3 protein-coding genes are annotated in these 3659 nt (G+C 64.3%); 1 reads left to right on the plus strand and 2 read right to left on the minus strand.

Going from position 1 to position 3659, the window contains the following annotated elements:
* Positions 1-10: 10 nt before the first annotated feature.
* A complete protein-coding gene (locus tag ACG2LG_RS23595) occupies positions 11-1300 on the minus strand; it encodes an aminopeptidase P N-terminal domain-containing protein (RefSeq protein ID WP_396263293.1) in 1290 nt (429 codons plus the stop codon).
* A gap of 189 nt (positions 1301-1489) precedes the next feature.
* A complete protein-coding gene (locus ACG2LG_RS23600; RefSeq protein WP_396263294.1) occupies positions 1490-3061 on the minus strand; it encodes a hypothetical protein in 1572 nt (523 codons plus the stop codon).
* Positions 3062-3198: 137 nt separating this feature from the next.
* Between ACG2LG_RS23600 and ACG2LG_RS23605 the strand changes: the two genes are divergently transcribed.
* Positions 3199-3552: a hypothetical protein gene (locus tag ACG2LG_RS23605; protein ID WP_396263296.1), complete on the plus strand. Its 354-nt coding sequence runs from the start codon at positions 3199-3201 to the stop codon at positions 3550-3552.
* Positions 3553-3659 lie beyond the last annotated feature (107 nt).

Below are 3659 nucleotides of genomic sequence, written 5' to 3' on the forward strand. Positions count from 1 at the left end.
CCGCCCTCCCCTATCCGTTCATCAACTCCTCGATCTCGTCGGCCTCGATCGGGATGTTCCGCATCAGGTCGAAGTTCGCGTCCCTGCCGATCACGAAGTCGTTTTCGAGCCTCACGCCCATGCCTTCCTCACGGATGTAGATGCCGGGCTCGATGGTGAAGACCATCCCCTCGGCAAAGGGCTCGTGCGGCGGATGCACGTCGTGGACGTCGAGCCCGAGATGGTGCGCGGTGCCGTGCATGAAATACTTCTTCACCAGCGCCTTGTCCTCACCCTGCTCCTTCGCCTCCTTGGCATCGATCAGCCCGAGCTTGATCAACTCGACCTCCATCAACTCGATCACCTGCTTCTGGAATTCCAGCGGCGTGTTGCCCGGCCGGAGGATCTCGTTGGCACCACGGAAGACCCGCAGCACCGAGTCATAGACCGCCCGCTGACGGTCCGTGAAGCGCTCGTTCACCGGCACCGTGCGGGTCATGTCCGCCGCCCAGCCACCGTACTCGGCGGCCACGTCCATCAACACCATCTGCCCGTCCTCACAGACCTTGTCGTTCTCCACGTAGTGCAGCACGCAGGCGTTCTTTCCGCTGCCGACGATGGGATTGTAGGAGAACCCGCGCGAGCCCCGCCGCACGAACTCGTGCAGGTATTCCGCCTCGATTTCCCACTCACCGACTCCCGGCTTGATGAAACCGAGCACCCGGCGGAATCCCGCCTCGGTGATGTCGCAGGCCTTCTGCAGGTAGTCGATCTCCACCTGCTCCTTGATGATGCGAAGCTGGTGCATCAAGGGCGCGAGGCGCTCGTAGCGGTGCAATGGATAGCGCGCCTGACACTGCTTGATGAAGCGGTCGTTGGCGGTCTCCACCACCGTCGCGGCGCGCAGGTGCTCGTTGGTCGTCAGGTAGACGTGATCCGCCTGCGGCACCAGGCGGTGCAGCCATGCCTCGAAGTTCTCCACCCACTCGATGCGCTTGATACCGGTGTGCGCGATCGCCTGATCCTTGCTCAGCTTCTCACCATCCCAGATCGCGATCTGCTCGCTGGTCTCCTTGAGGAAAAGGATCTCCCGGTCCCGCTCGTCCACCGCATCGGGCATCATCACCAGCACCGTTTCCTCCTGGTCGACACCGGTCAGGTAAAAGAGATCCCGGTTCTGGTGGTGCGGCATCGTCCCGTCCGCATTGGTCGGATAGATGTCGTTGGAGTGGACGATGACGATGCTCTTCGGCTTGAGCAGCGCGCGCAGCTTCTCACGGTTGCGGACAAAAAACTGCGGGTCGATGGCTTCGTAGCGCATGTCGGGGAGTCCAGACCAACAACCGCATGTCGGCAAATCCATTCGGACCTCCGGCAAAAAAGGGAGCATCGGCTGGCCGATCAGCCGCCCCGCCAGTTCAACTTCTGGCGCAGTGCGGTGATCGCTCCACGAGGCCAGCCCGCCGCCAGCATCCCGCAGCCATCGAAGAGGTCGAGCGCATCCTTCTTCTTAACTTGCGCGAAGACTGACGCCGGCCTCCGCAAGCGCCTGCTCGATCTTGATGACCAACTCGGGAAACTTCACGTAGCGGGTGACGAGCCAGTGGCCCCGCTCGGCGAAGTCGGGCATGAACCCGAGCAGGCGCTCGACCGGCTCTCCCGTCTCTTCGACGCGCCCCCCGGCAACCAGCGCCACCACCTCCATCAAGGGCGTCCAGAAGTAAGACTCCGGCGCGTGCTCACGGGCGGCGGCCAGAGCCGCATCCGCGTCGTCCCGACGAAGCGCGTCCAGCCACAGGGCGCCAAAGCATGCCCGCCGGGGAAACGGATTGCTGTGCATGGCCTCGCGAAGAATGGCCGCCCCCCGCTCCCAATCCCCCGAAAGAATCAGCAGATAGCCGATCACATCGCGCCAGAAGACCGACATGCCACCTGCCTCGAGGGCCGCGTCCGCCTCGGCCCGCGCCTCGTCGACTTCATCGCCGAGCAGCAGAACGTAGGAGAGCACGGCCCGGCAGCGGGCATCCAAGGGGGAAAGTTCGACCCCTCGCCGGGCCGCGGCGATCGAGTCGTCGATCGGGATCACCTCGCCGGGCATGCCCAGGCTCCAGTGAGCCCCGCCGAGCCGCGCAAGATACGTCCAGCACAGCGCGCATCCGGAGTCTTCCTTGACGGCCTTTCGAAGGGCTCCAAGCGCTTCGACGAACGCGCCTTCCTCGCGGGTGGCGTCGAAATGATGATGCCGGAGGATCGCCTCGTAGGCGACGCCGACGACGTTCGGCCTCCGACGGGCCTCCCGCTGCAGTTGCGAAGCCAGGATGCCGCGTTCCTCCGTGATCATCGCCACCGTGGTCTGGACCACCTCGTCGAGAGCCGCCCCTTGCTGCGGGCCCTCGGGGCAGAAGAAAGTCTGGGCCCACGTCTGCCGGCCGGTCTCCCCGTCGACCAGATGGAAGTTGATCCTGAAGTCGGCTCCCCTCATGCCGAGGGTTCCGGAAAGCTCAAAACGCGCCCGGCACGTGTACTCCGCCGCGGGCGACAGGAAAACCTGGACGGCTGTCTCATGGCTCAGTTCCGCCGCCAGGTCGGAGGCGAGACCCTGGGCGATGAACTCCGCGTCTTCCCGGCCGGTCAGGTTGCGGAGCGGAGCGACCAGAAGCGTCGGCCAGGAGTCCATCTCGGCGGCATCCGACAGCGCCCCCGGAGAAGGCTCCTCCGCAGCCGTTTCACGGAAGCCGAAGACCGGCACGTAGGAGCCTTTCGGGAGCTCGATCGAAACAGAGTCGGCTGCACCCGCCGTCAGGTAGTAATGCTCCAGTGAACGTCGCACCCGACCCGCCTGCATGCGGACGATGGGGTCGGTGGTCGGGTCGAAGTCGTCACCACGCCCGAACACGCTGACCGCGATCGCATGCTGCGAAATCCGGTCCGTCCGCCCCGCCAGGGTCTCGCCCACCACGAATCCGAGGAAATCCACCGTGCGCTTGCTCGTGTCGAAGTCGGCACTGGCCGTGATCCGATCGAGTTGTTCCTCGATGGCCTGCCTCTCCGGGATTCTCTGATGACGGGGCGCTCGAGGCATGAATCAATGCGGTGGCTGACGGTTCTTCCGGGTCTCTCCCAAGTCCTGACGTTAGGAAAGATCGGACGGAGGTCAATGACCGTAAGTTACCTGCCTGTTACTGGCCCGCCCGCTATGCCCTGTGAAAACCTGCCGCCATGACCGTAATCGGGAGCACGGAGCCGCCACCTGAGGTGCTGTCCCGTTTCCCAAGGGCCGAGCCCACGATTCGGCGCCGATTCGGCGAGGACGAGAAGTTCCGCGAACTCTGCGACGACTACGTGGAATGTCTGCTCGTGATCGAAAGGCTCCGCCAGCAACAGCGGGGCACCGGTGAACAATTCGAGCAGTACTGCGAGTTGTCCCTGAATCTCGAACAGGAACTGGAGAGCCGGATTTCACCACGCAAAGAAGCCCACGTGACCCCGCCCGGCCCCGGCGAGGGAGCCGATCTTTCCACCCACCGGCACCCCGACACCGACCCCTTGACCGACCACCCCAACAAATCATGAGGCTTACCCATTTTTCCCGCCCTCTTCAGGACATGACTGCCGCAGCCGTGGCCGCCGGATTGCTGGTCTCCACCCCCGGTTTTGCCCAAGCCGTGGCGGCTTCGGCC

It is taken from the genome of Haloferula sp. A504 (genome assembly GCF_044385805.1).
Lineage (GTDB): Bacteria > Verrucomicrobiota > Verrucomicrobiia > Verrucomicrobiales > Akkermansiaceae > Haloferula.